Consider the following 6,437-nt stretch of genomic DNA (forward strand, 5'->3'; position numbering starts at 1 on the left):
AACTGAGCAGTTTCGATGAATCTTTATTGAACATGGCGATGTCTCCGTTCCCCTTTTGGGTTTTGCAAGGCTCTCAACCGTCAGCCATCATGCCTCCCGATAGGAGATGAGCACGTCAGCGAATCGTCAATTGTTGACTAGTCGTCCCAAGTCGAATGAGGGTTAAACACCTACCCGTACCTTTTTCCTTGATCAGCCACAAATGATTTGTATATGTTGGCTGCGTGAAAGTTTCTCCAGAACCGATTGACGCGTATAATTCGCGAGTGCCGTCAAATGCAATCCAAACGAGATTTGCTGCACGATTACGGTTGTTGGTCACAGTAAACTGTGCATTTCTTTGAGATGGTTTTGATACACCATCAACTCTGCATCTCGCATATGCAGGACTCGCAGAAATAAAAGCGGTGCTGATAACAGCAGCGACAGCAATTGCTTTGAAAAGTTTCATACGTGATAGATGATGTGGAGGTCACCCCTCCTGGGTCTCTTCATTATCCGTCAAGACAGCGGAAGCTATTATGTCGAAAAGCTCTATTCTGACGATTTAAAAAGTTGAATGAATTTAACAGCAATTCCTTGCATATTCGCATCATTAAGACCAACCTCTTCCAACAGTGCAGACAACACCTTGGGAGCGAGCACACCAGCGTCGATAAGTCATGACATTTGAGCCCTCTTTGCACTTAATATTCTCATTAAAATTCATTTCACCAATTGAAAATTTTTTCGCCAAGGTGGAGCAATTGATTGGCGTAGCTTTTGCTGGAGCGCTTCCTAAGAATGTAAACGTAGATCCAATCGTAAATGCAATAATCGTAGTAAGCGCTTTCATTTGAGTCAGCTACTGTGGAGGTCATCCCTCCTGGACCTCTTCACCATCGCCGTTTCTGCCGAAAAGCTAATCCCCCAACTGAGCTATTTATTTTCCCGATTTCAGCCGTCTGACTCCCCCAACTGGTTTACAGCAATGACCCCACCTGCCACGCCAGCAGGCGTTCACCTCCTAAGCCGGCAGGACTTTTTCAACGCAAGCCTCGCCCACACCTGACTGGCCAAGGTCAGTTGGCTTGCCACCATTGGGCAATGAGGATCCCAGCCCTTTTCCTCTCAACAACGATTTTGTTGGCTGCTACTTCAGCTGCCTTCGCGCATGGTGGCGGCTTGGACTCCAGTGGCTGCCACACCAACAGAAAGATTGGTGATCGTCATTGCCATCGAGGCTCTGGCTCATCGTCTAAACGCTCAATTGGCCTTGTCTCAGGTGCTGTTGTCTTGGTCTCTGTCGGTGATGGAGACACCATCAGGGTTAAGGACGCCACGGGCAATCGGGTCACCATTCGACTGGCTTGTATTGACGCACCAGAAACCAGTCAGGGGAACAGTGGTAGTTGGTCCACCAAGACCCTTAAGGGCCTGATTACAGGAAAGTCCATCACTCTCAAGCCTCAGACCAAGGACCATTACGGGAGGACTGTTGCGGAGGTCTATAGCGGGTCTACCAACATCAACCTTCAGATGATCCGTCTGGGTGCGGCGTACCCCTATCGGAAGTACCTCGGTCAATGTGATCGGGCTGCTTACCTATCCGCTGAAGCCTCAGCTAGTAAAAGAGGTATTGGTGTATGGGGCCCGTATCGGCCTAATCAAAAACCTTGGGACTACCGTCGTTCACGCCGAAACTGATGATCCGACTGCTTCTTACTCTGAGCCTGGGCTCACTTCTGTTTGCTCCTGCTTTCCCTGTCTCTGCCGCAGTGCTTGCTGAAGGCGCTCCCAAAAACGGTTACTACTGGCAGAAGTCATCGACTAAATCAGGGTCTATTCGTTATCTCTGCTGCTCACCAAGTTCATCCAAGTTTCAGAATCAATAGAAGTGCAAGGGCGCTGGTGCGGTTAAACATCACTGATGGTTATGAGCACAGAGGGATGAATGGGCTCTGGCTCAAGCGAAGAAAGCGGATCTCAATACGTCGTCGGGAACCTTCATCCAAATTTTTAGCCGGTAAAAAACTACCGTCAGGACCAATAGTACTACCAGCAGAAAGCACTCTGAATCCAACATCTTGGGTGATCCTTCTTGACAATGAGAATTCCAGCTCAGTTTTAACAGAGATAGCCCGCAGCAACCCAAGATCGATATTGCTTCCAGGTACCATTTCTTGCATGTCGCTTCCTGATGAGAAGCTCCCAAGGCTGTAGTCGAGATTGCCTACCATACCCCCAGGTCTTCCATCTGTGTGTCCAATAATCTCAACAGTGTCTATCCCATAACAGTGGATAGTTCGACTGATTTGGGGGACTGCATTCTCTCTTAGTGTTTCTTTGAATGTCGTGCTAAGCAAAAAACTGCCTGTGTCAAACCGATAGGCATCAGTATCGGCAAGCTTGATCACTGGTGGCTTGGCATTCATTGCCCGAAGAATTGTGCTGACTGCAAGGAATAAGCACAAAATCATTAGTGTGCTCGCGAGCATGTCCGTCATCGGCATCCATGTCGTGTGCTCTCCAGATGTTTTGCGGAGTGAAGAACGTCTCATCAGGAAATTAAGCGTGTAGGTGCACTGATCATCTGATTGAGTCCAGCCTTAATGATTTGCATTTCTGAATCATTTTTGCGTGTTTCCTCTAGGAATGTTGCGCTTATTTTCTTTAATTCAGACATATCCGCCTGCAGCGCTTTTAGATCTCTGTATGTTGCGCTACTTATTTTTTCTGAAACTGAAGAGAAAGTGGTTACGATCTCTTGTAGTTGTTCTGTTAATTCAACAAGTTTGGAATCGGTTTTTGCTCTCATGCTCAGCCAGGTCATACCTCGCTTGTTAATACCTTCCATGGCTTCGACAGCATTATTGAGGCTTTCTCCAGTTGATATGGCTGACTGTTGTGAGGTCTTCAAGGCATAGAGAGATTCATCCAACACCCCGCTTAGCTTCTCACTGACATCGCATGAAATCGTAATTTGCTTTGCTAATTCAACTCCTTGTTGAGATAGGTTGCCGGATGCATCTTTCATGTTTTCAGTAGATTGAGCTAAGAGCTTCGTGTGGTCGATAAAGCGTGCGCAGGCTTCTGAAAATTCAGATGCGAAATCACTCCTTTCTAGCTGTGCTGTTGCCTTAGAAAATACATGCCCAGCTTTTTCTAGTTCGCCACAACCTCCTGATATGGCCTTGACAAATAGCTTGGTTTCATCAATTTGAGCCGCAAGTACATTCACTAGTCGCTTTATAGATTGGTCTATCGATTCCTTGATTTGAATTCCTACCGTCATGCTGAATTTGGATAAATAATCATCCAAATAATTTTGCATTCTTTCAATAGACTCTCCCACCAATGAATAGCAGCGACAATCAGCTTGGACTACTTGCTCTAAGTATCCACACAAGAGGTCCAATAACTCGTCTTTTAATCCTGTCATTCGATTAAATGTACCAATTAGCCAGAGGCTACTACTAAGCAAGATTCCAGCGAGGCTGGTTATGAATGCAGCCCCCATTGCAGGGAATATCGACGCAAATCCCTGTATTAAGTTGGGCTGGTCGCTAATTCCTTCCCCTGAAAGTAGGAGCCCAGACAAACCTGATATATTTTGAATCAGCCCTGAAAATGTTCCAACTAAACCAAGTGTGACTAAAAAACCTGCTGCACCATTGAGGAGTTCATCGCTTTGGTAGATAGTCCATCTCAGTTGCCCTAATTTGATTAATGGAAATCGAGCTAATTCGCTGGATGCTATTGAGTGAGCGTCAACACTCTCAATCCGTTCGGCTGCATTTCTGTAACGTGTTCGGCAAGACACAGCCAACATTGCCATTCCACTCCCATCTCCGAGCGTATCCCTAGACAACCGTAAACTTTCCGCTAAAGATTTACGTAATCGCTTTGTGGCTATGACCTGGTAAAGACCCAAGCTAACTACAAAGAAGAAAAACAACAACTGGGTGATCAGTATTACCTGCCCAATAGAAGAAATATTGTTAAATAGGCTCATGATCAATAACCATAAAATTCTGCATTGGCCCTCAGCATTTGCTCAAGCCTTGGGAAATATGTTTCACCCGTTTCGTTTACATGTGAGATATATAGGTCAAGTAGGCGAAGGCGATATTGGTCTTCTGCTTCATTTTTGATTTTCGAATTTGGTGGTTGTGCTCTAAACCATTTCAGTGGTTTACCTATCTGGGCATTATTTGGGGTTGTGACCACAATTGGTTCTTCAACTTCATCTTCCTGTGCTCCAACCTCGCTGCTAGCAATTGGTTGCGGACGTAGCTTGATCATCGCAGTTGCTGGCAATATTTCTTGTCTGCGTTTGCATTCAAGAAGGCCTCTATAAAGGACTGATTGCTCTAAAGATCCCCACTCCTGGTCTAAATAAAGATCAACAGCCTCGCTGAAAATTTGTTTGTCAGAACAGAGATTATGAATTTGATTTACTTTGTCTTTGATGTCAGTAGATCTTTGATTGAGAGGTACCCATTCCGATGCAAAAGGCATGATTAGGACTCCATTGTGTTGTTTTCTTGATTCAAGCGTTCCCTACGTTTTCTTAGGGCTAGCGGCAGATTGTCCTGATTAGCTTGAAGGAACGTTGCTCTTGTATGAAGAAGATCACGGCTGAATGACCATTTCATCTCTTTATTTTTTGATAGTGCCCATAGAAGGATTGTCGCCAAAATGCTAAGTATCAAACTCACAATCATCCAGAACAATGAGATACCGAGCTGGAATATTCTTTCTGGATCTTGAAGCTTCTCAAAGAATTGAACGAATGCCTCTCCTACGATCTGTTGGCCTGAGCGAATTTCTACTAGTCCTTTTTCGTTAATTTTGAATTCGCTTTTAAAAACTTCGGGGAAGTCTGACTGTAGAAATTGCAGAGGTGGAACTGTGCCCAGCTTGGCGTTCCAGTTAGCGATATTTTCCTGCATTAAATCTGCCTGCTTCAAGTCTAAGGCGAGTTGCATGTCTGCTCTTTTACAAACCCCTGGGATTTGATTGACACCACCATATTTTTTTATTACCTGATCATTGGTCAATCCTCGTACTGATTCTTGTTGTGCATAGGTACCAAAGGCTTGAACGTAAACACTTTCCCATTTTGCTGGCTCAAGAGTTTTGTCTATAGAGCGAAGTAATGTTTTCAGGGGCTCGCATGAATTCTTATAGTTAATCAGTTTTGGGTTTTTTAGGCTCTGAAGTTCTTCTAGTTTAGTCTGATTTTTTTCTAGTTGGTTTACCAAGACTTTGTTCGCGTACTCTCTTGTGATCCCTTCCTGATTGACCAGGATGTCAAAGCCAACTCCTGACAGAAATGTTTTAGCGAATGACAAGAGTATGAATAATGCCAGTCCTGTTGTTGCTACGGCTTCTTTCCCTTTTGATCTGTTTACGCTAAGTCGCCCAGCCACATTGGAGATCACCATTAAGCCAACTGAAATTCCTATTGCGGCCGGCAGGGCTGCCCACTTTAGGTAGTTAATCAGTGCAAACTGTACGAATGGAACCGTACTGATTCCATCCCAAAGAGTGCTTCCAGCCATCGTGTTGGCAGCTTTGGAGCAAGTCTCATCAAAGCTCTCTGTGCCATACGATTGCCCCCTCATTGAACGCGCGGACGGCCAGAAAAATTCTCTCAGTTTTGACCGAAACCCGAAATACTTTTTAGAAACAATGTCTTCTTCTGTAGGAGCGACGCTCAACGTATCGCTCGCTGCCTCGTATAAGGCTGGTGAGTCATTCGCTGCTTTGACTAGGTATTCAAGATTGGGCTGGGCTTCAATCCATGTTGTGAGTTGATACGGGTAAACCTCAAACTCGCCATTGGCATCCTCATTCGTTACTCCTGGGGCTGTTGTCATCCTCAAAAACCTCCCTGACGTTTGGTTAATTGACGCCGCACTTCAGCTTCTGTTGTCCCGTCCTTTTTGACATCCCCCATCTGGGGGAGATTCCGTAAGACCTATTGCGCCGATCAGACTGAGCTCTGAGTCACCACGCTGCCGATGCTCTGCGCTGAACAGTTCTGCTTGAGGGTGCTGTCGGAACTGGATCAGAGGGAGACCGACTGGATGGGCTGCATGGAGAGCCGTGATCCAGAGGCAGTTGCCGCGGCCTACAGGCTGCTCGGGCACCACATGCAGCTGACGATTTAGCAGCTGGGGATGGTGATCAACGTCACCGAAGCGGTGATGGAGCTGGGATGCCCACAGACGGCTGAGCAACAAACAAGCGGACCCCGGTGTCCACTGCAACGGAATGGTTGAGGGGGCCTTCCAGCCCCCATGAGTCATTTGGGTGATAAGGCTGACTTCACCCCATCTCCCCTAAGGGTCAGGCAGCAACAGGGGCTGCTTGACGGGAGAAACGAACGATGTTGTTCGCAGTTACGGGTTTGCTCTCACCGAGCAGGCTTCAGTCACCCTCCTCATGCC

General features: G+C 46.3%; 7 protein-coding genes. 2 read left to right on the forward strand and 5 right to left on the reverse strand.

The annotated features are described in order from the left end of the window. Positions 1-115: 115 nt before the first annotated feature. On the reverse strand, positions 116-451 hold the full coding sequence (locus KQ296_RS00780; protein WP_083833654.1) for a hypothetical protein: 336 nt from the start codon (positions 449-451) through the stop codon (positions 116-118). A gap of 635 nt (positions 452-1,086) precedes the next feature. On the opposite strand from KQ296_RS00780, the gene KQ296_RS00785 reads away from it, so the two are divergent. Next, positions 1,087-1,686 carry a thermonuclease family protein gene (locus KQ296_RS00785; RefSeq protein ID WP_011934004.1) on the forward strand — a complete coding sequence of 200 codons (600 nt, stop codon included), beginning with the start codon at positions 1,087-1,089 and terminating at the stop codon, positions 1,684-1,686. Positions 1,687-1,913: 227 nt separating this feature from the next. On the opposite strand, the gene KQ296_RS00790 is transcribed toward KQ296_RS00785, so the two are convergent. From KQ296_RS00790 to KQ296_RS00805, 4 genes are read right to left on the reverse strand one after another with little or no spacing between them, the layout of a single operon-like run. Further along, positions 1,914-2,486, reverse strand: coding sequence for a hypothetical protein (locus tag KQ296_RS00790; protein WP_259726291.1), 573 nt, complete (start codon positions 2,484-2,486; stop codon positions 1,914-1,916). 53 nt (positions 2,487-2,539) lie between these two features. Beyond that, positions 2,540-3,994 carry a hypothetical protein gene (locus tag KQ296_RS00795; protein ID WP_011934006.1) on the reverse strand — a complete coding sequence of 485 codons (1,455 nt, stop codon included), beginning with the start codon at positions 3,992-3,994 and terminating at the stop codon, positions 2,540-2,542. Positions 3,995-3,996: 2 nt separating this feature from the next. After that, entirely contained in the window at positions 3,997-4,500 is a 504-nt protein-coding gene (locus KQ296_RS00800) for a hypothetical protein (protein WP_011934007.1), read from the reverse strand. 2 nt (positions 4,501-4,502) lie between these two features. Further along, a complete protein-coding gene (locus KQ296_RS00805) occupies positions 4,503-5,864 on the reverse strand; it encodes a hypothetical protein (RefSeq protein ID WP_011934008.1) in 1,362 nt (453 codons plus the stop codon). 144 nt (positions 5,865-6,008) lie between these two features. Between KQ296_RS00805 and KQ296_RS00810 the strand changes: the two genes are divergently transcribed. Next, positions 6,009-6,158, forward strand: coding sequence for a hypothetical protein (locus KQ296_RS00810; RefSeq protein ID WP_259726292.1), 150 nt, complete (start codon positions 6,009-6,011; stop codon positions 6,156-6,158). Positions 6,159-6,437: the final 279 nt, after the last annotated feature.

The sequence above is a fragment of the Synechococcus sp. CS-197 genome, assembly GCF_025128215.1.
In the GTDB taxonomy this organism is placed as follows: Bacteria; Cyanobacteriota; Cyanobacteriia; order PCC-6307; family Cyanobiaceae; genus Synechococcus_C.